Source organism: Zoogloea sp. (assembly GCF_030157465.1).
Taxonomy (GTDB): Bacteria; Pseudomonadota; Gammaproteobacteria; order Burkholderiales; family Rhodocyclaceae; genus Zoogloea.
Window position 1 is genome coordinate 67,533 of record NZ_JAOAUU010000005.1, and the last position, 24,728, is coordinate 92,260.

The 24,728-nt window shown below is 65.1% G+C and carries 39 protein-coding genes; 24 read left to right on the forward strand and 15 right to left on the reverse strand.

Going from position 1 to position 24,728, the window contains the following annotated elements:
- Window positions 1-2: 2 nt before the first annotated feature.
- The 15 genes from Q1W26_RS01090 to Q1W26_RS01160 form a co-directional block, all read right to left on the reverse strand.
- Entirely contained in the window at window positions 3-1,274 is a 1,272-nt protein-coding gene (locus tag Q1W26_RS01090) for a PBECR2 nuclease fold domain-containing protein (protein ID WP_300434714.1), read from the reverse strand.
- Window positions 1,274-1,480: a hypothetical protein gene (locus Q1W26_RS01095; RefSeq protein ID WP_300434717.1), complete on the reverse strand. Its 207-nt coding sequence runs from the start codon at window positions 1,478-1,480 to the stop codon at window positions 1,274-1,276. The genes Q1W26_RS01090 and Q1W26_RS01095 overlap by 1 nt, the downstream gene beginning before the upstream one ends.
- Window positions 1,477-1,809 carry a hypothetical protein gene (locus Q1W26_RS01100; protein WP_300434720.1) on the reverse strand — a complete coding sequence of 111 codons (333 nt, stop codon included), beginning with the start codon at window positions 1,807-1,809 and terminating at the stop codon, window positions 1,477-1,479. The genes Q1W26_RS01095 and Q1W26_RS01100 overlap by 4 nt, the downstream gene beginning before the upstream one ends.
- On the reverse strand, window positions 1,809-2,243 hold the full coding sequence (locus tag Q1W26_RS01105) for a hypothetical protein (protein WP_300434723.1): 435 nt from the start codon (window positions 2,241-2,243) through the stop codon (window positions 1,809-1,811). The genes Q1W26_RS01100 and Q1W26_RS01105 overlap by 1 nt, the downstream gene beginning before the upstream one ends.
- Entirely contained in the window at window positions 2,243-2,458 is a 216-nt protein-coding gene (locus Q1W26_RS01110; protein WP_300434726.1) for a hypothetical protein, read from the reverse strand. The genes Q1W26_RS01105 and Q1W26_RS01110 overlap by 1 nt, the downstream gene beginning before the upstream one ends.
- Entirely contained in the window at window positions 2,455-2,847 is a 393-nt protein-coding gene (locus Q1W26_RS01115; RefSeq protein ID WP_300434729.1) for a hypothetical protein, read from the reverse strand. The genes Q1W26_RS01110 and Q1W26_RS01115 overlap by 4 nt, the downstream gene beginning before the upstream one ends.
- Window positions 2,844-4,397 (reverse strand): DUF935 family protein, encoded by a 1,554-nt coding sequence (locus tag Q1W26_RS01120; RefSeq protein ID WP_300434732.1) that lies wholly within the window; start codon window positions 4,395-4,397, stop codon window positions 2,844-2,846. Before Q1W26_RS01120 ends, Q1W26_RS01115 begins: the two co-directional genes overlap by 4 nt.
- Entirely contained in the window at window positions 4,387-6,141 is a 1,755-nt protein-coding gene (gene terL, locus Q1W26_RS01125) for a phage terminase large subunit (protein WP_300434734.1), read from the reverse strand. Before terL ends, Q1W26_RS01120 begins: the two co-directional genes overlap by 11 nt.
- Window positions 6,110-6,604 carry a DUF1804 family protein gene (locus tag Q1W26_RS01130; protein ID WP_300434736.1) on the reverse strand — a complete coding sequence of 165 codons (495 nt, stop codon included), beginning with the start codon at window positions 6,602-6,604 and terminating at the stop codon, window positions 6,110-6,112. The genes terL and Q1W26_RS01130 overlap by 32 nt, the downstream gene beginning before the upstream one ends.
- 2 nt (window positions 6,605-6,606) lie before the next feature.
- Complete coding sequence (locus Q1W26_RS01135; RefSeq protein ID WP_300434738.1) at window positions 6,607-6,999, reverse strand: hypothetical protein; 393 nt, start codon at window positions 6,997-6,999, stop codon at window positions 6,607-6,609.
- Window positions 6,996-7,502, reverse strand: coding sequence for a hypothetical protein (locus Q1W26_RS01140; protein ID WP_300434740.1), 507 nt, complete (start codon window positions 7,500-7,502; stop codon window positions 6,996-6,998). The genes Q1W26_RS01135 and Q1W26_RS01140 overlap by 4 nt, the downstream gene beginning before the upstream one ends.
- On the reverse strand, window positions 7,499-8,113 hold the full coding sequence (locus Q1W26_RS01145) for a transglycosylase SLT domain-containing protein (protein ID WP_300434742.1): 615 nt from the start codon (window positions 8,111-8,113) through the stop codon (window positions 7,499-7,501). The genes Q1W26_RS01140 and Q1W26_RS01145 overlap by 4 nt, the downstream gene beginning before the upstream one ends.
- Before the next feature lies 1 nt (window position 8,114).
- A complete protein-coding gene (locus Q1W26_RS01150) occupies window positions 8,115-8,510 on the reverse strand; it encodes a putative holin (protein WP_300434744.1) in 396 nt (131 codons plus the stop codon).
- A 228-nt stretch (window positions 8,511-8,738) separates the two neighbouring features.
- The gene (locus tag Q1W26_RS01155; protein WP_300434746.1) at window positions 8,739-9,242 is read right to left on the reverse strand and encodes a hypothetical protein; all 504 of its coding nucleotides are present in this window, start codon (window positions 9,240-9,242) and stop codon (window positions 8,739-8,741) included.
- A 91-nt stretch (window positions 9,243-9,333) separates the two neighbouring features.
- On the reverse strand, window positions 9,334-9,717 hold the full coding sequence (locus Q1W26_RS01160; protein WP_300434748.1) for a helix-turn-helix transcriptional regulator: 384 nt from the start codon (window positions 9,715-9,717) through the stop codon (window positions 9,334-9,336).
- Between the two features lie 108 nt (window positions 9,718-9,825).
- On the opposite strand from Q1W26_RS01160, the gene Q1W26_RS01165 reads away from it, so the two are divergent.
- The 24 genes from Q1W26_RS01165 to Q1W26_RS01280 all read left to right on the forward strand — a co-directional run.
- A complete protein-coding gene (locus tag Q1W26_RS01165) occupies window positions 9,826-9,996 on the forward strand; it encodes a DNA-binding protein (RefSeq protein WP_300434751.1) in 171 nt (56 codons plus the stop codon).
- Window positions 9,997-10,006: 10 nt separating this feature from the next.
- Window positions 10,007-10,420 (forward strand): hypothetical protein, encoded by a 414-nt coding sequence (locus tag Q1W26_RS01170; protein WP_300434753.1) that lies wholly within the window; start codon window positions 10,007-10,009, stop codon window positions 10,418-10,420.
- The gene (locus tag Q1W26_RS01175; protein WP_300434756.1) at window positions 10,417-11,538 is read left to right on the forward strand and encodes a hypothetical protein; all 1,122 of its coding nucleotides are present in this window, start codon (window positions 10,417-10,419) and stop codon (window positions 11,536-11,538) included. Before Q1W26_RS01170 ends, Q1W26_RS01175 begins: the two co-directional genes overlap by 4 nt.
- A gap of 3 nt (window positions 11,539-11,541) precedes the next feature.
- Complete coding sequence (locus Q1W26_RS01180; protein WP_300434759.1) at window positions 11,542-13,212, forward strand: Mu transposase C-terminal domain-containing protein; 1,671 nt, start codon at window positions 11,542-11,544, stop codon at window positions 13,210-13,212.
- Between the two features lie 12 nt (window positions 13,213-13,224).
- Window positions 13,225-14,172: an AAA family ATPase gene (locus Q1W26_RS01185; protein ID WP_300434761.1), complete on the forward strand. Its 948-nt coding sequence runs from the start codon at window positions 13,225-13,227 to the stop codon at window positions 14,170-14,172.
- A gap of 15 nt (window positions 14,173-14,187) precedes the next feature.
- Entirely contained in the window at window positions 14,188-14,373 is a 186-nt protein-coding gene (locus Q1W26_RS01190; RefSeq protein WP_300434763.1) for a hypothetical protein, read from the forward strand.
- Window positions 14,370-14,618, forward strand: a complete 249-nt coding sequence (locus tag Q1W26_RS01195; RefSeq protein ID WP_300434765.1) for a hypothetical protein — start codon at window positions 14,370-14,372, stop codon at window positions 14,616-14,618. Before Q1W26_RS01190 ends, Q1W26_RS01195 begins: the two co-directional genes overlap by 4 nt.
- Complete coding sequence (locus Q1W26_RS01200; protein WP_300434768.1) at window positions 14,615-15,082, forward strand: hypothetical protein; 468 nt, start codon at window positions 14,615-14,617, stop codon at window positions 15,080-15,082. The genes Q1W26_RS01195 and Q1W26_RS01200 overlap by 4 nt, the downstream gene beginning before the upstream one ends.
- A complete protein-coding gene (locus Q1W26_RS01205) occupies window positions 15,079-15,474 on the forward strand; it encodes a hypothetical protein (RefSeq protein ID WP_300434770.1) in 396 nt (131 codons plus the stop codon). Before Q1W26_RS01200 ends, Q1W26_RS01205 begins: the two co-directional genes overlap by 4 nt.
- Before the next feature lies 1 nt (window position 15,475).
- Window positions 15,476-16,120, forward strand: a complete 645-nt coding sequence (locus Q1W26_RS01210; protein WP_300434772.1) for a DUF3164 family protein — start codon at window positions 15,476-15,478, stop codon at window positions 16,118-16,120.
- 10 nt (window positions 16,121-16,130) lie between these two features.
- On the forward strand, window positions 16,131-16,445 hold the full coding sequence (locus Q1W26_RS01215; protein WP_300434774.1) for a hypothetical protein: 315 nt from the start codon (window positions 16,131-16,133) through the stop codon (window positions 16,443-16,445).
- On the forward strand, window positions 16,435-16,698 hold the full coding sequence (locus Q1W26_RS01220; RefSeq protein WP_300434777.1) for a hypothetical protein: 264 nt from the start codon (window positions 16,435-16,437) through the stop codon (window positions 16,696-16,698). The genes Q1W26_RS01215 and Q1W26_RS01220 overlap by 11 nt, the downstream gene beginning before the upstream one ends.
- The gene (locus tag Q1W26_RS01225) at window positions 16,691-17,173 is read left to right on the forward strand and encodes a regulatory protein GemA (protein WP_300434780.1); all 483 of its coding nucleotides are present in this window, start codon (window positions 16,691-16,693) and stop codon (window positions 17,171-17,173) included. The genes Q1W26_RS01220 and Q1W26_RS01225 overlap by 8 nt, the downstream gene beginning before the upstream one ends.
- 5 nt (window positions 17,174-17,178) lie before the next feature.
- Window positions 17,179-17,586 (forward strand): hypothetical protein, encoded by a 408-nt coding sequence (locus tag Q1W26_RS01230; protein ID WP_300434782.1) that lies wholly within the window; start codon window positions 17,179-17,181, stop codon window positions 17,584-17,586.
- Window positions 17,587-17,859: 273 nt separating this feature from the next.
- Window positions 17,860-18,837 (forward strand): phage protease, encoded by a 978-nt coding sequence (locus Q1W26_RS01235; RefSeq protein WP_300434785.1) that lies wholly within the window; start codon window positions 17,860-17,862, stop codon window positions 18,835-18,837.
- 32 nt (window positions 18,838-18,869) lie between these two features.
- Complete coding sequence (locus Q1W26_RS01240; RefSeq protein WP_300434788.1) at window positions 18,870-19,772, forward strand: Mu-like prophage major head subunit gpT family protein; 903 nt, start codon at window positions 18,870-18,872, stop codon at window positions 19,770-19,772.
- Window positions 19,773-19,795: 23 nt separating this feature from the next.
- Entirely contained in the window at window positions 19,796-20,470 is a 675-nt protein-coding gene (locus tag Q1W26_RS01245) for a hypothetical protein (RefSeq protein WP_300434790.1), read from the forward strand.
- Between the two features lie 3 nt (window positions 20,471-20,473).
- Window positions 20,474-20,959 carry a phage protein Gp36 family protein gene (locus Q1W26_RS01250; protein WP_300434792.1) on the forward strand — a complete coding sequence of 162 codons (486 nt, stop codon included), beginning with the start codon at window positions 20,474-20,476 and terminating at the stop codon, window positions 20,957-20,959.
- Window positions 20,959-21,435, forward strand: a complete 477-nt coding sequence (locus Q1W26_RS01255) for a hypothetical protein (RefSeq protein WP_300434795.1) — start codon at window positions 20,959-20,961, stop codon at window positions 21,433-21,435. Before Q1W26_RS01250 ends, Q1W26_RS01255 begins: the two co-directional genes overlap by 1 nt.
- Window positions 21,436-22,890 carry a phage tail sheath subtilisin-like domain-containing protein gene (locus Q1W26_RS01260; protein WP_300434797.1) on the forward strand — a complete coding sequence of 485 codons (1,455 nt, stop codon included), beginning with the start codon at window positions 21,436-21,438 and terminating at the stop codon, window positions 22,888-22,890.
- A gap of 1 nt (window position 22,891) precedes the next feature.
- Window positions 22,892-23,089 (forward strand): hypothetical protein, encoded by a 198-nt coding sequence (locus tag Q1W26_RS01265; protein ID WP_300434799.1) that lies wholly within the window; start codon window positions 22,892-22,894, stop codon window positions 23,087-23,089.
- A gap of 27 nt (window positions 23,090-23,116) precedes the next feature.
- Entirely contained in the window at window positions 23,117-23,479 is a 363-nt protein-coding gene (locus Q1W26_RS01270) for a phage tail tube protein (protein WP_300434802.1), read from the forward strand.
- A 10-nt stretch (window positions 23,480-23,489) separates the two neighbouring features.
- Window positions 23,490-23,975 (forward strand): hypothetical protein, encoded by a 486-nt coding sequence (locus tag Q1W26_RS01275; protein WP_300434805.1) that lies wholly within the window; start codon window positions 23,490-23,492, stop codon window positions 23,973-23,975.
- A gap of 3 nt (window positions 23,976-23,978) precedes the next feature.
- On the forward strand, window positions 23,979-24,728 hold a 750-nt coding region (locus Q1W26_RS01280; protein ID WP_300434808.1), incomplete at its 3' end, for a hypothetical protein.

Genomic DNA, 24,728 nt, shown 5'->3' on the forward strand with positions numbered 1-24,728 from the left:
GCTCAATCCCCCGCCGTGCTGTGCACCAGGCGCCCGATCCGGTACTTATTGACCAGGGCCTCGCGCTCCGCTTCGGTGCCGGCCGCCATCGTGGCCCGCTTGCCGCGCCAGCCCGTCCGCCCCCACTCGAAGGCGACCACGCCCGTCTGCTCCTCGCCCTCTACCTGGAAGGCGCGCAGGTAGCGCCGCTTGAGGCGCCACCGGCCAGCCTCGCCCGTGTCGCGCTCCCAGTGCCACCACACCTCATCAGGTTCGATCAGAGTCATAGCCAGCAGGTTGATGTTCTCCACCATCCCGGCGCCGGCCATCCACCCGAAGCCCTTGCCGCCGTCGTCAAACAGCGCCTTCGTGATCGCCACCGCCGCGCCCGTGGCGTCTTCGAAGACTGCGCCCTGGGCCATCGTGGCCCCGAACACATCCAGAAAATCCGACACTGCCCGCTCCGGCGCCGTGCTGGCCGGCAGCAGCGCGCTGCCCGGCACCGGCGTGGGCTTGGGGGCCGGCAGGCGCATCGGAAGCGGGGCCGCGCCGCGCTCGGCCAGCACCGCCTGGTAGCCGGTGAGCGGCGGCACCGTGTGCGGCTCCAGCCAGGCTTGGCCGGGGTTGTACGCAAAGCCGGGGTCGATGCCCTTGGGCACCCGCACCGTGCGGGGCTGGCTACCGTTTTTGCCGACGGTCTTCTCTTCCCATTCGATTTCCGGCGCCTGGTCGGGGCCGGCCTTGCCGGCCGCGTCCCACTTGCGGCTGGCCTCCACGCGAGACAGGGAATTGACCCGGCACTTGCAGCCCCAGCCGTTTTGGGGGAAGTGGGTGCTCCACCACGGGTCATCCGCCGGCAGGATCAGCCCGTCCCAGGCCAGGTGCGTGAGGCGCGGATGCTCACCCGGCGTGTGCCGGTACTCCCAGTAGGGCCGCAGGTGCTTCACCGCCTGCATCTGCTGGTAGCGCCCGGCGTTGTACGCCTGGGTGATATTGGTGTCGTAAATGATCTTCGAGCGCCAGCCCGGCGTGCCGGTGTGCGCCCAGCCGTGCTTGGCGGTGATGGTGTCGAAGTCCTTGCGGAAGGCCTCATAGCCGGTGCCTTCCTCCTGCGCCTTGCGCACCGCGTTGTAGAAATCCTCGACCAGCGCATCGTGGCTGGCGCCAGCGATCACGAACGCCTGGCTGTGCTGCTGCTGCCAGATGTCCGTCCAGCCGGCGCTGGGCAGCTTGAGCTTGCCGCGATAGAAGTCGATCGCCTCGCGGAACGGGAGCTGGGCGGGGGATGCGGGCATCAGAAGCTCACCTGAAGTGACAGCCACAGGAGCGTGGCTTGATAGATTCGAACGCCCGGCACACCCGGCTTTTCAATCCAGCCAAGGCGGAACAGATGAACGGCGCGCAGGCCGTTTGCGAGCGTGAAAAACCAAGGTTCGAAGCAGAGCTTGGCCGCAAAGAAAAAGCGGCCCCTCTCCACCTCGTAGCGCCACACCTTTTTCATGCCGTCACCAGCCAGTGCCATTTTCCATTCACGCGTCGCACCCCACACACGTCGATCACCGATGGCGGGCATCTCACCCAGCTGAGTGGCCCGCCGCCAGGGTGATCCAGCTGCGCGCCATGCCTCCCATTGACCATGCAGAACTGCGCAGCCGGCGCGCTGTGGAGCAGCTCGGGCGTGAGCCATTCTTTCTGCCGGCCGTAGGGCTTGAGCGCTGGCCCGACTGAGACACCTTCGCTCTCCAGCCCATGCAGCCGATCAAGCGCCTCCATGATCCGTGCGGCCTGCGGGTCGCGCTCCTCAATCGGTTTCAGTTTTCGTGCCGGCATCAATCACTCCCCGAAGATGAAGACGAAGAGCAGCTCGACCCGCTGTCGCTGCTGCTCGAATAGTCCGACCCGCCGCAGCTCGACGGCTCCCAGCTGCCCGATGCCCCTGCGCCCGCGAACGACCCGCCCGCGCCATGCAGGCTCGGGCTCGAATACACGTGGGGCACGGCAGGTGCCGGGTCGGCATCCCGCGGCGCAGGGACGAATGCGTCCCAGGCGCTGGGCGTGGTCGGGGTGGAGGTGGCGGAGCTGTCCGCCGAGGCCGGACGGTGGCCGGGGATGGTGTTGGCGCGGTAGCTGGCCAGGGTCGCCCGTTCGCGCTCGGCCCGGCGCCGCTCACAGCGGGCGATGTCCCGCAGCACGGCCCAGCGGGCTACGGTGCGCACGATCAGGTAGAGAGCGAGACCGGAAGCAATGATCAAGATGAGTTCCATCACGCGCCTTTCGTGGGTTGATTGCCGCCGTGCCAGGGGCGACCGGCCAAAATGCACTCCGTGTCGTCGATGCGCGCTGCCGACTTCTGGATTGACAGCCGAAGCGCGTCAGGAAGCTGATTCAGGGTCTGCCAGTTTTTCTCCTTGTCGCATCCGTCGCATTTAAGAGCGCCGTTTCCAAGACAGAAGTGAGTAATCCCGCGCTCGTCCATCACGCACCCTCCGGGCAGGTCTTCAGCAGCGCATCAATCGCCGCATCCATCGCAGCTCTATCCGCGCTCGACGCTGGCACTGCGCTCAGCACCGTGCGCAGGCCTTCCAGCTCGGCCCGGCTGCTCGCCCCGACCAGCTGGGCCAGCGCCGCCCGGAGCAGGTCGCGCTCGCTCAGCACCTTGCTCCCATTGGAGAGAAGCGGCATCCAGCCGATAGGTGGATTTCTCTTCCAGTACGCTATCGACCAGTCACCATTCGTCCAGTGCGCAGCTCTCACCTGACCGCACTGCTTCCCGAGAACTTCCGCCTCCTCTGCGAACACCAGCAGAATCTCAGATCCGTCCTTGGGCGCCTCGCTCATAGGACGGAATTCGCTGTTCAACGCGTTCATACCTCACTCCTCCCCGCCAGATTCGCCGCCGCCAGCCCCAGTGCCAGCGCCTCGGCCCAGTCCTTGCCCGCCGGCCGCGTGGCCAGCGCTTCGATCTTTTCCAGCGCCTCCGCAAAATCCCCGGCCTCGGCCACCACCGCCGCAATCTGCTGGATCTGCGCCTGTTCGTAAGGCGCGCACAGCGCGGCCAGCTGGGCCGCGTAGGCGCCGGTGGTGTCGCCATCCTTCGCTGCCCGGGCCAGCGCTGCCAGGCGCACCAGGGCCGTGTCGGCCGGCGCCGGGTTGCCGGTGGGAGCGGCCGACCGGCGCAGCACCTCGGCGCCCTCGGCGGCGCGGGGGATCTGCAGCGCCCCGTGGGCCCACGCCACATCGATCTGCATGCCCAGCGCGGTCGCCTTCTCGAGCACCTCCACCACCACCTTCTGGTCGACGGCCTCGGTGACATCGGTCTCGTAGGCCGGCATGCGGTCCTCGGCGAACATCCCGTTCAGCAGCGCCACCGGCCGCACCAGCTGGTGCGTCACCGTCGGGTCGTTCTGCTCCACGTCGTGCAGCATGATTTCGCGCCGCACCTCGTTGTGCACGTTGCCCAGGGCGTTGGTGCTTGTCTTGCCGTCGGCCTGGCTCGTCAGCGTGCCGCCCAGGATCGCCATGCTCTGCTTGGCCTCCCAGTAGCGCACCGCGTCGAGAAAGTCCGCCACCTCTCCGCCCTGCGCCTGGATGAAGTCGATGGTCATGTTGGCCGGCACCACGCCCGCACCGTCGTTGCCGATGTTGCGCACCGCTTTGAGCAGCTCGTTGCGCTGGGTGCCCGAGATCCCCGCCGGGTATTTACCCAGGCGCAGCGGCAGGCCATACACCTCCAGAAAGCGCTGCATGTCCCGCACGTTGTAGGCCTTGTAGGCATAGGCCCAGCACAGCACCCGGAACAGCGCCTGGCTCTCGATGTAGCCGCTCTTACTCGTGTGGAAGTGCCGCACCCATTTGAAGGGCAGCAGCTCCTCTTCAATGCCCGAGCGCACATACATCAGCTCCCGGCTGTCCTGCCCGAAGCGGAAGTTGCGCTGCGGCTCGAAATGGAAGCACTTCGGAACCCACTCGCTGCCCAGCCGCCATTCGATCTCGATCGCCACGAAGCCCTTGCCGATGGCGTCCGTCATGTCGTAGCGGAAATCTGAAAAGCCCTTGATCCCCCGCAGCATGTCGGCCAGCTCGGCGGTGCGGTCCAGCTCCGACTGGCTGGCGTCCCGCGGTGGCTTGAGCTGCCACTGCCGGCCCGTCACCGCCCGGCGGCGCTTGGCCAGCTCGGCATACACGTGGGTGTCCTGCTCCTCCACCAGCTCAAACAGTGCAGCCTGGTCGGTTACATAGCCCATGTCCGCCTGGCTGAAGGCCTGCGCCAGCGTGGTCGGGTCGAGCGTCGTCACGCTCATGTAATTGTTCGTGTTGCCCTGCATCGACCGGGGGCCGACCTGCATCTCCTGCAGGCCACGCTTTACGCTGCCGCTTACCTTTTCCACCAGGGCGGCCATCCGCTCTTTAATCGTCATCGTCGTCATCTCCTGCCGATCGCCGGCTTGTGCTGCGGCGCCCGCGGGTGCTGCGGGCGGCGCTGGTGTATTTCCATTCGACGTTAAATTCGGTTGCCACCTTGAACAGCATTTCAAGCGCGTCGGGGCCGTCGTCGTGGTCCGCTTCGGGGTAGAACTGCAGCTGCTCGAGCAGCGTGGATTGCGTGCGGTGCAGCCGGATCAGCCCGTTTTTCGTGTAGGGCTGCAGCGACAGGATCGCCAGCTCTTTATCCCGCCCGGTTGGCCCCGGCATAGCCGGAAAGGGCACGCCCACCATGCCGGCCCGCTTGATCAGCTCGGTGTAAAGGAATTCTTGGAAGGCCACGCATTCGACGGACCACATCAGGCACTGGTATTCCTGCTGCAGCTCCACCGCGCGGCCGATGATCAAGTCCGGCACCCGGCGGGCGATGTCCGCTTCCACCACGTCGAGGATCGACGTTTTAGGGTTGATGCCGCCCACCAGAATCGCGCTCGGGTCGCGGGCCTTGTTCTTCTTGCCCATCGACGGGTCCAGCGCCCCGAAGAACAGCCACTCAGGCAGCCGGTTAACCCAAAACTGGATAGTCTTGAACGGTGCATCCTCATCGTTGCCGGCCTCGTTTTGCTGCTCCTGATTGAACGCCGTGTGATCCACCGCCCGCATGCACATCAGCCGGTACAGCGGGCGCACTTCCGGCCAGCTCACAACGGCGCCGCGCTCCATGTCGGCCTTGTTCGCTTGATAGAAGGCCAGTGCATCCGCCTCGGCCTGCTCCTTCTCTTCGTCGGTGCCGGTGGCGGCCGAGGTATAGATGCCCTCCCACGTGTCCCACAGGTCCAACCGATCCGGCCAGGTGGTGATCGACCGGAAGACCCGGCGGCGCCAGCCCGGCTTGCGGCTCACGCGGTTGATCGCCGCGTCGTAGTGCAGGCTCGTACCCACCCAGAAGATGTCCATGCCGCCGCCCGGCCCGGCCAGGCCGACAATTGCCGACAGCACGTAGCTCTGCACCTTCTCCCGCTGGCTCTTGTCCCGAACGTTCTCGTCGTTCTCCAGATCGTCCAGAAAGATCAGGTCCGGCCGGTGCGCGCCGTGCTTCATGCCGCGCATCTTCTTACCCGTGCCGCCGATCCGGATCTTGATGTTGTTGGCCGTGATCACCGTGGTGGCCTGCCACACCCGGCCCTGGCCCACCGCATCCGGAAAGTCCTGCGCCAGGCGCGGGTTGGCTTCCAGCTCGGCCTTGATCGACGCCAGCATCTCCGTGGATTGCTCCTCGGTGTTCATCACGATGCCGATCATATGCTTGCGCGCCTTGGCGGGCAGGCCACGCCCGGCCAGGTAGGTGGCCCGGCAGATGCACCACAAGCTGCCCAGCTGGGTCTCGTAAGTACTCTTGGCCTCGCCCCGCGGTGCCTGGTGCACCTCGCGCGCATCCGTGGGCCCGTCGATCAGATCCGGCAAGCGCTTGAAAACGAACTGCTGAAACAACGAGAAGTAGGGCGTGGGCACGTAGTGCGGAAAATAGGTTTTGCAGAAAAACCCGTAGTCCATCACTGCCCGCTCGCGCCGTGCAGCGCTCGCCGCCGGGTCGGTGTCGAACGCCGCGCACTCCAGCTCAATCCACGTCTGCAGCTCGGCCCCCAGCTGGGCCAGCGCATCGTCGAATTCGCGCCGGTTTTGAACCGGCTTTAAACGGGGTTTGTTGTCAGCCATAACGGTTGCCAATCGCCTGGCCAATCACCTCAAAGTGGGGCTGCAGCGCCCGCAGTGCCGCCGGGTCTTCGGCGCGCAGGTGTTCGGCCACCAGCGTGAGGGTATCCAGCGCCACAGCCAGCGCGCTGAACTGCGGGTTCACCCTCGAAAACGCCTTGCTGAACTTGGCGTAGGCGTCCGCCAGTTGGGCCAGCAGCTGGGCTTTGTCGCTGGCCGGAATCGTTGCGTTCTCCAGCTCCCGGGTGGTCGTGAGCACCTGGCGAGCGAAGTCCTCGACCAGCTGCTGGTTAAGGTCGTCGATACCCTGCTCGCTGATCCGGTATGCCGCCCGCGCGTCATCCCAGTCGTCGCCCTTGGCCTTGGCCCGGCGCTTCCAATCCTGCGCGGTGTCGTAGCTCACGCCGGCCGTGATGGCCGCGCCGTTGAGGGGCATGCCCTCAACGTAAAGCCGCCGCACCGTATCCCGGGTTTCTTGAGAGTGGGCCATTGTTATATGCGCTTGATCAGCTCAACCATGCCCGCTGCCAGCGCACCGCCAATACCGCCGCCCAAGGCCGACAGCCGCGCCGTCTTGTCGATCAGCTTTTTATCTTCCATCTCCAGCGCCGTCACCCGGCTACCCAGCCCGTCGATGCGCTTGTCCAGCCCTTCGATGCGCTTGCCCAGGTTGGCCTCGGTGGCCCGCAGCTGATCGGACACGTTGCTCTCGATGCGATCCATCCGGTGGGCGTGGGCCGTCTCCATTCTGTGGATATCGGTCCGAATGTCGGCCACGCGTGCCGTCAGGATGCTGTGCATGGTTTCCACGGCACCGGTCAGCTTGCCGATGGCGTTGTTCAGTTGCGCAATGTCTGCCGCGCTGGGGTTGTTGTTGTCGCTCATTGGGGCGATCCCTCCTCAAAATCAATCAATGCACCGAGCCGGGCTCGGCAGGTTTCGTACTGGCCTTGGGCACCGGCAATCCAGGTAGCGATGTCGGTATCGGAGGCAGCGGGGCCATCCTCTGCAGCAAGTGGGCCGGCGGGCGGGGGCACGGGGCCAGCACCGGCGCCGCGGGCAGGGTTGAGCAGGCGCACAGCGCCAGGGCGGAGGCAAGGCCGGCCAGTCGTAACACGGGGGATTTCACGCAATGCCTCCTGGGCAGTGTTGGAAAGGGCTTGCTCGGTGCGGGCCAGCTTGCTCGACAGCGCATCGGCCAGCGCCTGCGCCTCACCAGTGCGGCGGATCTGGGCAGCCACGGCTAGCGTTTGGGCCGTGGCGGCGGCTGCCTCGATTTGGGCAATCTCGGCCCGGTAGAAAAGGCTGGTGCCAGTGCCGCCCAACAGGGCACCACCGGTCATCGCACCGGCAAAGGCCAACCATTTCAGAGTGGCAAGGGTTGTCACGCTGCCACCCCCCGGCCCCAGCCCAGGTATCGCGGCTGCAGCACCAGCAAGATGCGCCGCGGGTAGCCCAGGTTCTCGGTGCAATGCACGGCGGCGCGCTTGGCCCGCCCACACGCCGCATCCACCTGGGCACGGGCAACCGACCCCGCCGCGCGTGACTCGGCCTGCCAGTGCCCAAGCCCGCCGTTGTAGCTGCGCAGGGCTGCCCACAGGCGGTCGAACTCGGCAGGCCCGCGCACCCGCTCAAACAGCCAGCGGTCGTAACCCACCATCGCCCGCATCGCCCACACCGGGTTAGCCGGCAGGCACGCCGCCCGCGCAGTGCCCAGGCGCTCGCACCACCAGGTGGCAGTGGCCGGCATAAACTGAGCCATGCCCTGGGCACCCACGCGGCTTACTGCATCGGCCCGCCAACCGCTCTCCTGGTGGATCTGTGCCGCAAAGGCCGCCACTGGCGCATCCAGGCCCCACTCGGCATGGGCAATGCGCACCAGGTTGGCGCGGTGCTTCAGGGCCTCGCGGGGAACCTGGGCATGTGCGCATGAGCTAACAGTGCTCAGGCCCACGGCGAACAGCAGCACGAATGCCACATACCCGATCATGTATTTCATGTCAGGCCCCCAAACCCATGGCCAGCATGGCGCAACCCACAATCACCGCCCGGCGCAGCATGGCCATGCCAAACACAATCTGTCCCGGCCAGGTCGGGTCGAAGCTCGCTTCTACGTCAAGCGCGTGCTCAAGGGTGTCGGGGTCATCGGAATCGTGGTGCAGCGCCGTGAGCGTCGCCAGGTCGTCATCGGCAACCAAGCCCATCAACCCATCAGGGCGCGCGTAGGGGAAGAGCGAGCGGTCGAGCCAATAGCCCACCACCCCGGCCATGGTGACCAGGGACAACTTGTAAAGGCTCACGGGGAGCTGCTGGGGCGCCAGCAGCGCGATAACAACGAACAGCAGGAGGGTGGCGATCAGCCACCCGAAAAGGCGGGGGGATTTGACAGTAAGCACGGCGAAACTCCAGGTGTGGTTTATGAAAACGACAACTGGAGCTTATTCGCGCGTGCGAGGCACGCCACCGAGGGAAACGTTTCCCGCGGGGTGGTTTGGGATTAGGGCTGGTGTAATGCAGGCACCGGAGATTGAGCGCCTAGAGCACCGCGAGTGCCAAGAGCGCCATCCGGCTACCTGAAACCGCGAGGCTCAAGTCGCGGCGGATCAAACTTCCTCTTCTGGGGGTCAGGAAGAGCAATTTATTTGGCGTTTACCGTTTGGCATCGCCGAGCTGTACTTCTCGTAGAACTCACAAAGCCATCTGCTTGCATCGAGAGCCCCAGGCATGGGGTCAATAACGCTAAAGAACTGTAGGTAGTTCATACCCCGCCATCCTTGAGGTAGATCGCTTTGGCGGATAAAGAAAACAGCCCACTCTAGCCCTTTGTTTTCAGGCGACTTAAAGGAAATTCGAACGCGGGCTACCTCGGGCTTGCTGAACAGCCTTGAAGCCAAGTAATGCACTTCGTCCGCGACGGAATTCCAGTCCTGTGCACCGCCTGTCAACGGGTCTTTCTTCACCGTCACGTCCACATACACCTGCCTCGGGTCGATCTGAGGCGTGATCGATACGTTCATGATCGAGGCGGAAATGGTCTTTATTCCATCTTTGGTGACGGGAAAGTCCTTCGGCTCGCTACTGCAGGCAATCAGCGCAAAAATCACCAAGCTGGCTAAGATCAATCTCATCCCGTTTCCTTTTTGTTGATCACTGCCGCGAAGTCGAATTCAAGTCTGCTTCGACAAATCGTGTTCAGTGTTTCTGCGACATCGCAATAGATCAACCTTCCTCTTCTCTGTGGACTTGGCTGGGCAGATTATTTTCGTCTTTCAGCCCTGCTGACGCTGCAGCAATAGTCCTTAGCGATTGTTGTATTTCTGGTGGGCAGCGTTCGTAGTTCGCAACCATTTCTCGAATCTCGGGAGAGTAAGCCGCCACTCGCTTGTCGCGTGCCACTTCGTCCTCTTCCGACCCTCGCATTATCCAGAAGATCTCCGCCCCTAGTTCGGATACTCGATTGAGATAGTCCGAATCCGGGACGCCTTGATCATTCTCGTATCTGCTTTGAGTCCCGCTTCCGACTCCGCCCTTTTCTGCGAAGTCGCGAATGTTGAAGCCAAGTCTCGTTCTCTCGGCACGTAGCCGTTTCCCAATGGTGTCCATGCGGCAAGCGTCCTAAAAAAGTGTGTTCCATCGGTTGACGTTATGTTCCATATTTGGAACAATACATCACACCAACACACAACAACACACAACAACACAAGGTTAGCCATGAGCCCGGATCAAGTCAAAAAGAAGCTGGAAAAAGAAGGTAAATCGTTCAAGCAGTTCGCTGAGGAGCATCGGCTCAACTACCGCACCGTTCTGTGCGTGCTGAACGGAGTCAATAAGGGCAAGCGCGGTGAGGCTCACCGCGCTGCCGTAGCCCTCGGACTGAAGTGAGGTGGTCGTCATGAGCGAGAAAAGAACCTCCTACGTTGGTATGTCACGTGGCGCCATCGATCAAGCCATTCAGAACCTGCTCGACGACCTCAAGATCGATTGGGCCGACCATGAGCTGAAGGAGTGCTGCGCACAGATTTTCGAGGGTGCAGATAAGCAGGTTGTTGCCAGTCTCATGGAGGCAGCACGGAAGCGCGATGAGAGGCTGCGGAGTGCTCTGAAGGACGGCGAGAACGCTTTCGATCGGGCCAAAGCTTTGCACGCCCTGCATCAACGTGGCCTCACCCTCAAGCAGTGGTGCGAGAAGCACGGCTTCGGCTACCGCACTGCCAGCGATGTGCTCAACGGCCGCAACCAGGCCAAGTACGGCATCGGCAAGACCGTCGCCGACAAGCTCAACCGAATCGTGTTGGGGGCCGAATGATGGCCGACCACGAAATCGATCTGGGCATCGTCCCCGAATCGACTCCGCACATCCGGAGTCGCAAGCCCGCCGCCGCTCCGGCCCCTGTTTCTGAGCCGACTCCGGACGTTCGGAGTCCGGTTTTTGCGGCTCCGGATGTTGCCGCAAGCATGGCTCCGGATGCCCTTCCTGCAGCGACTCCGGATGTGCGGAGTCAGGAATCCAGCCAGCTCACCATTTGCCTCGACAGCCTCGGCATCGGCGCGATGACTGCGTCCGAGTTTTTGGACATCGGCATCGACGAGATGAACCGCAGCTTCGCCCATGCCGTTCGGGCCGGTGCTGCTTTTTGGGCCACGCAAGAGACCCTGCGTGAAACCGCCGACGACCCGGCCACGTTCAAGAGCTGGCTCCACGACCGTGGCCTGAGCGAGCAGCGTGTGTACGAGCTGATCAGCATGGCCAAGTTTTACGCCCGCCTGCCGGCTGGCCAGCGCGAGCAGGTTACAAAGATCGGCAAGAGCAAAGCCTTGCTGCTGGCCGGTGTGCCGCAGCAGCTCATGGATGAGGCAGTCAAGAGCGGGCGCGATGTGATCGGCGACGCCGACATGATGACCGTCGTCGAGCTGAAAGAAGAGGTCAAGGCCCTCAAGAAACGCGAAGCCAACTACGACGCCGAACTTGAGCGCCGTGACTGGCTGATCGGAAAGCTGCAAAAGAGCCGCGCGCTGGTTACGGATTTCACCCCGGCCACCGAAGATACCCGCGCTGAGTGCATGTTTTTGCAAGGCACGTGTGAGGCCAGCATCAACAGCCTGCTGCGCATGTACGAAGCCGCCACCAGCGTGCACGTTGACGTGCCCGAGCGTGAGCTGCAGATCGACCAGATCTGGATAACGCTGCATGCCCTGGTTGCCCGCGGGCTGGATGTGATTGCCCGCATCCGCGACGAGGACATCCAGCCCTTGCCGGATCGGGTGCTCGGCCCGCACGCTCTTACCCCGGCCGAGGCCGAACGCTGGCTGATCGAATGGCGCACGCTCGAAGGCCGCACGCAGGCCGAAGCCGCCGTGCGCCAGCAGCTGCGCGATGACGCCCGCCCGCGTGGCCCCGGCCGGCCCAAGAAGGCGCAGGGGTAAGCCATGGCCGCGCTCGCCCTGGCTAACAAGCCCAGCCCCCGCAAAGCCGCCGTTGTCGCGACGCCCCGCGCCAACGTGCTGGCCCTGCGTGCCCGCGACCCCTGGCGCGAGGCCACCGACAAAGCGCGTGGTGTGGCCCTGCAACGGGAAACCGTCGTGCTCTATCTGCAAGCCCTGGTGGATACCGGCGTGAGCCAGAACAACGCCATCGCCGTCACCCTCGACCGTGCTGCTGCCGGCCTGCTGCCCCGGGCCGTTGCTGCGGCCCTGGTGGCCACGGCCAAGGGGGGCAAGGCTGCCCCCAGCCGCAGCGCCCTGTGCGACTGGATAGCCAGCTACCGCGCCGAACGCGGCCCCGCCGGCCTGCTGCCCGAACACAAGGGCCGGGTTGTCGAAAGCCCGGCCTGGTGGGGCCCGGCTATCGAGTACTTCAACAACCCCAGCAAGCCCGACATCGCGGCAGTGCATCGCCGCCTTGCCGAAGTGGATGGGCACGCCTGCACCTACGACCAGGTGCGGCACTACCTCAACGGGGTGCCCGCCATGACTGGACGTCATAGCCCGGCCCGCCTCGGCAAGAACCTTTACCGGCTCACTGAAAAAGCCTTTGTGAAGCGCAGCACGCAAAACGCTTTGGCCGGCGACGTGTATGTGGCCGACGGCTACCGCGCCGACGTGTATCTCGCCCACCCGGTTACCGGCGACCTGTTTCGCCCTGAGCTGACGGTGTCGATGGACATGCGGAGCCGGTTCATCGTGGGCTGGCGGGCCGATGAGCACGAGGGCACGGTGGCTGTGCAAAACATGTGGGCCGAAACCTTTGCCCGCTGGGGCCACGTGCCGCCCTTCCTCTATGTGGATAACGGATCCGGCTACAAGAACTGGCTGATGGATAACGACATCTGCGGCTTTTACCAGCGCGCCGGGGTGCAGCAGATCATCCACGCCATCCCCGGCAACCCGCACGGCAAGGGCTGGATTGAACGGTTCTTCCGCACGATGAAAGAGGACTTTCTCAAGCTGTGGCAACCCGCTTTTTACTGCGGGCACGAGATGGCCGACGAGGTGCGCAACGAGGTTGTGCGGGAAATAAAAGCCGGCCGCCTGAGCCCCCCGACGATGGCTCAGTTTTCCGACGCGTTTAACGCCTGGCTTGATCGCTACCACGCCCGCCCGCACCCCGAGGACGCCAGCGTTACCCGTGCCCAGGTGTGGGCCGGGCTGGTGCCGATACCCCCCCACGCCACCGAGCGCGAACTCAAGCGCCAGGCGGTGCAGCTCACCGTGCGCCGGGCCTCGCTTACCCACGGCAAGTGTGTTTACAAGCATGCCGACCTGCACGCCTGGAACCACACCAAGGTGGTGCTTGAGTACGACCTGATGGACAACGCCGTTGCGATTATCCGCACCCTGGACGGGCGCTGGATTTGCGATGCCCACCTGGTTGCCGCGATCGATGTGATGGGCACCCGCCTTGACGAAAAGCGGGAAATGCGCGCCGCCGATGCCATCAAGCGGCTCGAAAAGAAGATCGCCGAACAGCAGGCCCGCGCCGGGCTGGTGCTCGACGCCGATGCGGTTGCCCGCAACACCATCGACGCCCCCGACTCGCTGCTGCTCGACGCCCCGGACACCCCCGACACCCCCCTGATTCTTGATCTCAACATCACGTAAAGGACACCCACCATGACCACTACCGCCCCCACCTGGCCCGCCCACTACACCCCGGCCGATATCGACCAGATCGGCATCATCAAGGCGTGGATCAGCCAGCACGCCTACTCCCAGGCCGCGCTGGCCCGGCTGGCCCGCATCAGCCCCAGCAGCCTCAACCAGATCATCAAGGGCAGCTACGCCACCAGCCCGGCGCCGTTGCTCAAGGCCATCGAATCGGCCATGCGCCACGCCGACGAAACCAGCGCCGATGCCGTCTCCATTGTGGAGACCAGCGTGTCCCGGCTCGCGGTGACTGCCTGCACCATGGCCCGCCGCTACCGCAACTTTGCGGTGCTTTCGGCTTACGTGGGCACCGGCAAAACCTACAGCCTCAAGCACTACGCCCGCAGCACGCCCAACACGCACCTGCTTGAGGCCGACCCGACGATGACGCCGCAAACGCTCGTCAAAAAGCTGGCCCGCCTTGTGGGCGTGACCGAAGCCTCCAGCGTGGCCGACAAGTTTGAGGCCGTGGTGGAGCAGCTCACGGACACCGACAGCTTGATCATCATCGACGAAGCCGAAACCCTTACCCCGCACCAGCTTCACATCGTGAGGCGCCTGCGCGACAAAGCCGGCATTGGCATCGTGCTGGCCGGCACCGAGCACCTCACCGGCATCCTCAAGCCCCTGCACGGGCAGTTCGACCAGATCCGCAGCCGCACCGGCTTTTGGCCCGCAACGGTGCAGGCCATCAGCGCCGATGACGCCGCCGCCCTGGTGCAAAGCGCGTTTGGCGCCGAAGAGGTTGCCGACGATGTGGTGGCCCGGCTCTACGCCTACAGCAAGGGCAGCGCCCGCATGCTCGTTGAGGGCCTGATTGCCGCGATCAAGCAGTTCCGCCGCGACCGCGTGCTCGACGTGAAGCTCGTCGATGCCGTGGCCCGGCAGGCCCTGTGCCTCCAGTCCCTCGCCTGAGCCGGAGCGCCCGCCATGCAAAAACTCTACATCGTCGTTGCGTCCCTGGTGTTTGCCTTCGGCTCCGGGGTGCTTGTGGCCCTGGAGGCCGTCGAAGCCCATGCCGAGCTGCGGGTGCGCGCTGCGCGCCGCCTCGCCGCCGACTGCCAGCCGCAGGCCGCCGCCCCCGTCACCGCCACCCCTGCCGGGAGCCGCTCATGAGTGCCCGCGCCCGCATCCTCAGCACGCTCAAGCCGCACAACGCCGCCAACCCCATGGACGCGGGCGACCTGCTGGCCACGGTCGGCGGCTGCGAGGCCACCGCCTGGGCTGCCGTCGAAGAGCTGGTGGCCGAGCACCAGGTCATGACCTGCCGCATCCACCGCCCTGGCGGCTCGGTGGTGGTCTTTTGGCCCATGGGCAAACTCGTCAATGCCCGCCCCGGCAGAAAGGCAGGCCGCAAATGAAAACCCGTTGCCCCTGCTGCGGCACCGCGCTCAGCCTGGACGCCCTGGTTGCCCACGACGATGCCCGCTCGGCACTGGTGTCGGTGTTTGCCCTGGGTGGCCCGCTGGGCAGCGCCGTGGTGCGCTACCTCGGGCTGTTTCGCCCCGACAAAAACGAGCTGTCCATGGCTCGCGTAGCCAAGATTCTGGCCGAGCTGCTGCCCGACATTCAGGCCCAGCGCATCACCACGGGCGGACAGGTGTTCGAAGCCCCGCCCGAAGCCTGGGTGTGGGCGGTGGAACAAAGCCTGGCCGCCCGTGACGACGGCCGCCTCAAGGTGCCCCTTAAAAGCCACAGCTGGCTCTATGCAGTTATCGCCAGCTGGCGCCCAGCCGCCGGGGCGGTGTTGAGCCAGGGCAGCGCAGCGCCGGTAAAGGGCAGCCGCACCCTGGGGGCGCTGGCCGCGCTGGAGCAGCTCAAATGATCCCCGACTGGCTGCGCATCCAGATGATTACCGGCCTGCAAAAGCTGGTGGTGCTGCGCCTGCCCGGCACCCCGCCCGAAGACGCGATCCCCGCGACTGCACAGGTGTGGCTGGAGGCCATGGATCGGCCGTGGATCAAGTGGGATCAAGCCCAGGACGCCCGCCGCATCGACCGTGCCTGGCGCCAGCTTTACGCCACGGCCGAACGCTGGCCCGCGCCCAAGCACCTCATCGACCTGCTGGGCAACCGCGACCCGCCCAAGGCCTTGCCCGCGCCCCCGATGAGCCCGGCGGAGATCGCCCGCAACAAGGCCCGGCTCAAAGAGTTGATCGAAAAGTTTCGCACCGTGAAATCCATTACCCCAACGTCAAACCCCAAACGAGGACAATGACATGACCGCAGCAAACCCCACCCCGACCACTCCCGAAATCCCCTCCGGCCACATGCGTGACAGTGCCGGCCGACTTGTGCCCCTCGAACTCATCAAACCCATCGACCTCGAGCGGGACAAGCTCGTTTGCGAGATCGTGCAGGCTGCCCGCAGCCTCAACGACGCCATCGGCCTCTTCAAGGGCAAGGTGTTCGGTGACATCGAAGCGTTTATCGAACTCTCGTCCGAGCAGTACGGCGTCAAGCCCCGCGGCAGCGTGGGCAAGGGCAACGTCACGCTCAGCACTTTCGACGGCCGCTACAAAGTGCAGCGCGCAGTATCCGAGTGCATCACGTTCGACGAGCGCCTGGTAGCTGCCAAGGCCCTGATCGACGAGTGCATCAGCGAGTGGGCGCAGGGCGCCCGCGCCGAACTGCATGTGCTGGTCAATGACGCATTCCAGGTGGACAAGTCGGGCAACATCGCAACCGGCCGCGTGCTGGCGCTGCGTCGCATCGACATCAAGGACACCCGCTGGCAAAACGCGATGCGGGCGATTGGCGAGGCCGTGCAGGTAGTCGCAAGCAAAAGCTATGTGCGGGTGTACGAGCGCATCGGCGACAGCGACCGGTACCGCGCCATCCCCCTCGACGTTGCCGCGGTGTAACGGGGGCGCCATGAACAGCAATCAAACTCCGCGCCCGGCCCTGGCCGTGGCGGCCGTGTCGCTCGAAACGCTGCTGGTTGCGCATGAGGGCATCCACCACGCCTTCTTCATGGGCGGCGACATGCAGGAAGCGGCCTGGCACACCGCCGCGCTGCTGCGTACCGCGCAGGCCCTGCGCGATGCCATCGGCCCCGGCCTGGTCGATCTCTCCCTGGTCGAGCAGCTCGCCGAAGACGCCTACGCCACCTATGACCGACCCCGCACTGTGCTGACCCCGGCCGGCATCCAGACCCGGCCTTTGGAAGGGGGCGGCCATGAAGCATGACGCCAAGGGCACGCCCGGCCAGCGCTGGGCACATGCCGTCAATTACCGCAGCCCCCGCGAGTGCTACGCGCAGCAGATCGACGCCGCCCGCCGCTGCCGCCGCTGCAAATCGTTCGGGATGGTCAATTACATGCGGCGTGATGGCGGCTTCGATGTCCGCACCGTATGCGGCCACCCCTGCGTTCCTGGCGCCAAGGGCATCAAGATCGACGAGTGCGGCACGTGCAACAACTGGGAGAGAAAAAATGGCTGATCTCGTCAAGCACTACCGCACGTTGGTTGGCATCGCCAAAACCTGGGCACTCAAAACCCTGCCCGGCTGGTCGGACGAGAGCCACCAGGATCTGATCCGGCGGGCCGGGGGCAAGCGTGTTGATGGGCGGTATTCGGCAACCACGCTGACGCTTTCCCAGCTGCACATCGCCTTGGCGGACTACGAGGCGCGCGGCTGGCCCCGCAAGCCTTACTTTGCCGACAAGCCCAAGGCCGGCGGCCGGGGCCGGCAGATGGCCGAGCGCCGTGAGGTGCCGCCCCAGGTGGCCCAGCTGCTGCGCCTGTGGGGTTTGCTGGCCAAGGCCGGCAAGGTGCAGGACGGTGGGCGGGCGGCGCTGCTGGCCTGGTGCGGTCGGCAGATGGGGGGGGAAACCCCGCCCAACTTCGACGCCCTGGCCGTGGCGGAGCGCATGCAGCTGATCGAAGCCCTCAAGGCCTGGCTCGCGCGGGAGTAGCTGCCATGGCCACTTATCAATCCCTCGGCTGGCCGGATGTCGACCCCGAGCTGCTCAAGGGCCTGCCGCCGATACACCGCGCGGTGGTCCGGGCGCTTGGCATTGGCCCGGCTACCCGGTTTTTGACAGAGTACGGCGGGGTCAATCAGCACATTCCCAAGCGCAAGGCGCGGGCGTTTGGGCTTAGCGAGGCCGAGTTTGCCCGCCTGCGTGAGGCGCTGGCCCGCCACACCGACGCTACCGGCCGTTGCCCGATCCCCAAGGTGGACAAGATCTACCGGCAGGCACGGGACGCACAGATCCGGGCCGACCATGCCCGCCAATCGCTCCGCGGGCTCGCCCGCGAGCACTACCTCACGTCCCGCCAGGTGCAGAACATCGTGCGGGATGAAGACCAGCTGAGCCTGTTTTAAGGGCTGATCCGGGGCTGCAGACCCGCGATCAAGCCTTACAGCCGGCCCCCACGGCCGCAGCCAAGCAATACCCCATTCGAATCGCACGAAACGCGTTTGAAAGGCCTATCCAGCACGATGGACAGCCGTTCGGCCGTCTGGGCATCAAAAACGCGCCACGGCCGTTTAAATCGCTCGCCTATCCCCGCCCCGTAATCCCCCCACGGGAAACGTTTCCCTCGGTTTCAAAAAACCGCCCCGGCCCGAAGATGACTCCACACAACAGGAGTCGCCGTGCCACCCAACACCCCCACCGCCGCCGCTGAATCCGTCGCCCTGGCCGCCCTCGTTTTCGAGATCGATGCCGGTGCCACCGAAGCGCATCTGCTGCCCCCCGGCCCGTTTCGTGCCGTCGATGGCCGGCCGATCGACGTTACGGCCTGGCAGCTCGACGCCGCCATCGCCGGCCGGGTGATCACCCGGCAGCGGGCCCGCAGCAACGACACCCTCATCGACTTCGAGCATCAGAGCCTCCGCGCCCGGGAAAACGGCAAGCGCGTCGAAGCCGCCGGCTGGTTTCGGGATCTCGAATGGCGTGAGGGGCGCGGGCTCTACGCAACCTCCATCCGCTGGGTGGGCGACACCGCGCAGCTCATTGCCGATCGCAAGGTGCGCTACGTCTCCACCGTCTTTCTTTACTCCGGCACCAGCGGCGAGGTGCTCGAAATCCTCTCGTTTGCGCTTACCAATACCCCCGCGCTCGACGGCCTGGATGCCCTGGCCGAGCTTGCCCGCAGTTTTCTGCCCACCCCCCCTGTCAAGGAACCCACCATGACCCCCGAGCAAATCGCTGCGCTCTCCACCGAGCGCGACACCCTCAAGAGCAGCACCGCCGCACTCACCGCCGAGGTCGGCACGCTCAAGGCCAGCGTTGCGGCCCTGACGACCGAGCGCGACACCCTGCAAGCCAGCGTCGCCGCCGCCGCCGCTGAAAAAGTAACGGCCGCCCTGGCCGCAGAAAAGCAGCAGCACACCGACCTGGTAACCGCCGCCCTTGGCGATGGCCGCTTGCCGCCGACGCTCAAGGGCTGGGCTGAAAAGCAGTCCCTGGCCGCCCTGACTGAGTTTTTGGGAGCTGCTGCACCGCTCGCCGCGGCCGGTGGCCGCCAAGGCGGCGGCGCCCCGGCCGGCAAGGGCCTCACCGCCGAAGAGACCGCCATGTGCTCCCGCATGGGCGTCTCGGCCGACGAATACGCCAAGGCCAAGGCCTGACCCCACACCCCTGACACAACCCGGAGAACCCCATGCTCACCGCTGCTCAACTCGCCGCACTGCACACAACCCTTAAAGCCCGCTTTAACGCCGGCTTGGCCCTGACCAAGGAAGAATGGCGCCAGGTCGCCGGCTACATCACCAGCTCTAGCAAGAGCAACACCTACGCCTGGCTCACCCAGTTCCCGGCCTTCCGGGAGTGGGTTGGCAGCCGCCTGCACAAGGCCGTGGCCGAAATGGCTTACACGGTGCCCAACCGCAAGTTCGAAGCCACCATCGACATCCCGCGCACGGAGATCGAAGACGACGATTTTGGCCATTACGGCGACGTCGCGTCGGGCTACGGCCAGTCGGTGCGCGATCTGCAAAACGACCTGATCTTCCAAGCCATCAAAAACGGCTTCAGCTCGCTGTGCTACGACGGCCAGTATTTTTTCGACACCGATCACCCGGTTTACGCAAACGAGGACGGCACGGGCGCGGTCACCCCCGAGAGCAACATGCAGGCTGGCGTGCTGGAGCCCTGGGTGCTGATGTGCACCGAGCGGGCGCCGAAGGCTATCTATATGCAAGAGCGCATCAAGCCCCAGTTTGATGCGGTCACCAGCGCGAACAACCCCAACGTGTTCGACCTGGACGTGTACAGCTTTGGCGGGCGCTGGCGTGGTGCCGCGGCTTACGGTTTTTGGCAGCTGGCCCAGGCCAGCAAGGCCGCGCTCACCGCCGCCAACTTCAACGACGCGTTCAAGGCCATGGAAAAGCGCAAGGGCGACGGCGGCCGGCTGCTGGGTGTTTCGCCCGATCTGCTGGTGGTGGGCCCCGACAACCGCGTTGCAGCCGAGCAGCTGCTCAAGGCCCGCGATTTGCCCGGCGGTGGCAGCAACACCAACTTCGAAAAAGTGAAGCTCGTCGTTACCCCGTGGCTGGCCCTGTAAGCCACCCCTCGAAAGGACTCCCCATGAAAACCCTGTATGTACGCGTGGCCGTGAAGAATGTTGAACGCTTCAACCGGGCCGGCCACACCTTTACCCGCGCCTGGATGCGCTTGACCAATGTGGATGAGGCGACCGCGCGTCGCCTTGCCGAAGAGCAGATGCTGGAGGTGAGCGAGCAAGAGCCCGAAGGGTTCGAACCCACCGCCGAGGGCGGCTCGCCCCTCCAGCAGGCTGCTCCCGTGGGCGGCACCGCCCTCGAGCGCACGATCATCGACATCGTGGGCACTCAGCTCAGCACGTCGACGCTCGACGCCATCTTCGACGCCATCTCCAGCCACTTTGAGCTTGACCGCCGCGCTGACCGCGAAGAAGCCGGCCGCGAGATCAAGGTGCGCCTTGCCGAAATCGACCAGCTTCAGGCCGACCTGACCGCTGCCCGCGAGGCGCTCGCCAGCGTCAGTGCCGAGTTTTCCGACACCAAGGTACGCCTGGCCAATGCACTGGATGACCATGCGCACCTGGTGCAGGCCTACGAGGCCCTCAAGCGCATCGTCGATAACCCGGTGGAGGCCGCGCAGGACAACGCCGCCGCTACCGACGCGGTGCTCGACAAGGGCGACGCGGTACTCGACAAGCTCAAGGCCGCCGTCGAGCCCGCGCCCGACGACACCGCCAAGCCCAAGAAAGCGGGCAAGTAAGCCATGTTCGCCACCCGCCTTGACCTGCTGGCCCGGGGCAGTGCCAACCGCATTGCGCAGCTTGCGGTGCCCACCGACATGCAGATGCAGCCGCTCGACGCCGTGCGGGCTGTGCTGCAGGGCACCGACGTGGCGAGCTACCCGGCCGACCAGCGGCCCGCCCTGGCGGGTGCGCTCGACAAAGTCGACAAGGCTCTGCTGGACGCCGATGCGCTGATCTTCAGCTACGGCATCCCCGCGGACGTGCTCACTAGCCTGCTGGCCAGGCTGGCCAGCACCGTGGCCCTGTTTTACCTGGCCGGCAACAAGGCCACGAAGGAGGAAACCGAGGCCTATCAAGCCGCGCTGGCCACGCTCAAAGCCCACGCCCGGGGGGAAATCAATTTGATCCCCGCGGCACCCGATGCGCCGGCGCTGGAAAGTGACCTGGCCATCATCACCAGCAACCCCAGCCGCTACGGCCGCAGCGCCCCCCTCGAGGACGCCTGATGATTTCCCTCACGCCCCTCGTCGAGCACCTGCGGCCGCAGCCGGCCGGCTTTGCGCACTTGTGGTTTCGGCTGGTTGGGCAGGCTGCCGACTATGCCCAGCTGCATGTTCAAGAGCTGCCTTTGCCCGCCTGCTGGGTGGTGCGGGCCGCCGACCAGGTGCAGCGCGCCGGGGAGCGTGCAGCAAACGGCAGCTTTGCTTTTGACGTGGTGATCGCGATCGAAAACGTGCGCATGTCCGACACCCGCAGCACTGATGACGATCTGCTCGACTACCGCCGCGCAGTGCTTGCACGCCTGGAAGGGTGGGAAATCGAACCGAACGTGCGCCCCATCCAGTGGCGGGGCGGCAAGGCGCTGGAATACACCGATGGCGACATCTACTGGGCCGACCGCTACACCCTCGACGCGCTTGTTACCAATTACCTGCCGGACCCGCTCCCATTTGGCGGCCTGGCCAACACCGGAGATATCTAAGTGATCAACTTCAACACGATCCCCGCCGCCCTGCGTTACCCCGGCGTGTATGTGGAGGTGGATGGCAGCAAAGCCAGCCTTGGCGCCGACATTCCCGCCGTGCTGCTGGTGGGCCAAAAGCTGGCCGCTGGCAATGCCGCCGCGGGCGAGGTGGTGCAGATTTCCAGCGTGCAGGACGCCATCAACAAGGCCGGCGCCGGCTCTATGCTCGCGCAGATGGTGGCCCGCTACCGCGCCATCGACCCCACGCTCGACCTCTACATCCTGCCCTATGCCGACAACGCCGTTGGCGTGGCCGCCACAAGCACGATCACGGTAACCGCTGCCCCCACGGCAGCCGGCACCCTGTCGATCTACGTAGCCGGCAAGCTGGTGAGCGTGGGCATTACGGCCGGCATGGCCGTGGCGGCAGTGGCCACCGCCATCGCCGCCGCATTCACGGTTGCGGACATCCCGGTAACCGCGACCGCCAACGCCGCGGTGGTAACGCTCGCCGCCCGGCACAAGGGCACGGTGGGCAACGATATCGACGTACGCCTCAACCTGTACCGCGAGAGCACGCCCACCGGGCTGGCCGTGACCATCGTCGGCATGACCGGCGGATCGGGAAACCCCGCGGTGGGCGACCTGGCGGCGATCATCGGCCAGCGCTGGTTTCGCTACGTGGCGCTGGGCTTTGCCGACACCGCCACGCTCACGGCCTTCGAGACCGAATCCACCCGCCGCTATGCCCCGCCGGTGCAGCAAGGCTTTCGGGCCTTTATGGCTTTCCGGGGTGACTCGGCAGCCGCTACCGCTTTCGGCCAGGCGCGCAACGGCGTGCATATGTGCTGCCTGGCCATCGGCACCAACCCCACCTGCACGTGGGAAGCCGCGGCCATTCTTGCGGCCAGCGCCGCGCCGGCCCTTTACAACAACCCGGTTCAAAGCCTTGAGGGCCGTGCGCTGACCGGCCTGGTGGGCGTGAGCTACTTCGACTGGACGCAAGCCAACAGCCTGCTGTTCAAGGGCATGAGCGTGATGACCGTGGCCCGGGACGGCACCTGCGCTATCAAGCGCCTGGTGAGCATGTACCAGACCAAGCCGGACGGCAGCGCCGACGACACCTGGCTCGACATCAACACCGCCGAAGTGATGGAGCGCATCCGCTACGAGCAGATTCGCGGCGCGGCGACACGCTTTACCGGCACGGCCGTGGCCAAGAACAACGAGGGCTACCGGCCGGGCCTGCGCATCACGACTGTTGATGACGTGCGCGCCTACCTGCTCACGCTCTACCGCGAAACGCTGATGCGCAACTACGGCTGGGTGCAGGCCTACGACTACTACAAGAGCACCCTGGTTGTTGAACAGGACACTACCAACCCCAGCCGCATCAACTACCGCGACACCCCGGTGTTGCTGTCGCCCTGGTACGTGCTGGCCGGCCGCGGCGAGTTTCAAAAGGCGGTGTGACATGCCGGCCACCCCGCTTGACCTTGCCCTGTTTTGCCTTGCGGTATCCGTGGTGGCTGGCTGGCTGGTGTGGGTGGCCATCCCCTGGCTCGTCGATCAGATCGCCGGCAACTGGCTTGTGGCCTGCATCGTCTGGCCCCTGATCTTCGCCCTGGCCTGGCCCGTTCTGGCCCCTCTCATCCACGCGCTAACGGCCTGACAAGGGCCCTTCAAAGGACATTCGAACATGGCTCAACTCAACAACATCCGCAGCATTTCCGTACCGAGCATCGGCAAGCTGCCCCTCGCAGACAAGCCCGGCACCTTCACTCCCAGCGGCACCACCCGCACCCACAAAGCCGGCCGGCTTGCGCAGGACGGCGGCTACACGGAGACCAGCACCCCGGCCAAGCTGGACCTATCCATCAACCTTCAAGGCGGCATCAGCATCGACGCCCTCAACGACATCAAGGACGAAGACGTGATCGTGCGCCTGGCAGACGGCGCTGTTTACATGCTCAGCCAGGCGTTCGTAACCGGTCCGATCGGGGTTGGCGAGGGCGATTCGAGCCTCACCATAATGGCCAACGTCTCCGAGCGCATCGGCTAAGGGGCACGCCATGTCTGGACTCATTTACGGGCAAACCGCAGGCGGCAAGATGGTGCCCCTGCAAGTCAACGACGCGGGGCAGCTCGTGGTGTCGGGGGCCGCAGGTGGGGGTTCTGGGGGCACGTCGGACACGACGGAAGTCACGCAGCTGGCGGTGAAAGTTGCGGTGCAGTCGATCGACGCCAAGACGCCAGCGGCGGGTGCTGCGCGCACGGTAACTGCTGCGGCCCGGACGTGCACCGGGCGGGAAACAATCCCCCTGGCTGCAGGCGTCGTCACCACGCTGACCGTGCCCGGCGGCTCCATTGCTGCCGCGATCCAGGCGGACGGCAACACCGTTCGCGTGACGCTCAACGGCGCGACTGCACCGAGCGCAACGGTCGGCACGCGCATCGACGATGGGGTGATCTACTACGTCGACACTGCGCTGGCGAGCGTCAAGCTGTTTGCTGCGGTCGCGTGCAGCGCCCAAGTGGCTTACTTCGACAAGGCCTGAGCGATGGGTGCGCTAGATAGGGTGTTTCGGGGGCGGCGGGGCGGGCAGGAAAGGCCCGTCGCGGCGATCGTTGCCGGGCTGTGGAGAAATGGCGAACAAGGGTTTTGGTACGACGATCAAGACCTGAGCACGATGTATCAAGACTCCGCCGGGACAACACCTGTGTACATGCCCGGCCAAGGCCAAGTTGACCCTCCGGTTGGGTTGCAACTTGATAAACGGCTTGGGCTGGTGCGGGGGCCAGAGCTTGTTTCAAACGGCGAGTTTTCGGACGGGACTGCCGGCTGGTCAACATCGTCAACGTATCAATCCTCAGCAGCGGCTGTCGGCGGGGAGATGCAGGTCACATCTACTGCGGCATTCGGCCGGCAGGTATCCCCTGTGTCGCTTACGGTCGGAAAAACTTATGTCATGACCGGAAAAGCGCGGGCGGAAGGCGGGGTGACTGCATGTTTGCAAGTAGGCACCAGCAGCATAGGGGCAGGCTCCGGCGCTTTTGTAGCCGTACTCACGACCTCCTCGATACAGACTTTTGGTCGCATTGTTTTCACGGCTACAGTGGCTCAGATGTATGTGGTTGCCGGTAGCGCCTCAGCAGGAGCAGTCACCTACTTTGATGCGATTTCGATCAAGGAACTGCCCGGAAATCACAGGTATCAGCCCTCCACAACAAGCCGCCCAACGCTCTCGGGGCGGTATAACTTGGTTACCCGCACAGAAGACCCTACCAGCAGCGCATGGATTAAAGCCGGG